The following is a 491-nucleotide window of genomic DNA, read 5'->3' on the forward strand; positions in this document are numbered from 1 at the left end:
CTCCAGCTCCACGTCTGCCGACCAGTCGAAACGCCCCGGCACCCCGGCCGATAGCGGCGCCGCAAGCACCCCGATCCGCGCCGGCCGTTCGATCAGCGCCCGCCCACGATAGCCTTCCCCGGTCACCGAGGATGACAGCCCGACCATCTTCCAGGGACGCGCGAAGACCGCGGCCCTTGCAAAACTTGCCGCCTCGCCCGCCGCAAACCGCGGCAGATCCATCAGCTGAACCACCGGATCGAACAGGCTCGATGGCTGGCCGCTGCCGTTCCTGCCGCCGGCCTCTTCAGCTGGTGCCGCGCCCGCCGATGGCGCAAACTCGCGCGCCTCGACCTCTCTCGTACCCCCGTCTTCGATCGACGCGATCAGGAACCGCCCCGGCGGCCCACCGGTGATCGCCACCACATCGCCCGGCTGAAACTGCCGCGCGCCAGGCGGCAGCGCAAAGCGCACCGACCGTCTGCCGATCCGGTTGTCGCGCAGCAGTGCTT

General features: G+C 70.3%; 1 protein-coding gene. It reads right to left on the bottom strand.

The window, feature by feature from the left end:
* On the bottom strand, positions 1–491 hold a 491-nt coding region (locus tag AC1DIX_RS27750; RefSeq protein WP_477328558.1), incomplete at both ends, for a phage tail protein.

This window comes from Massilia sp. 05N420, from assembly GCF_056397205.1.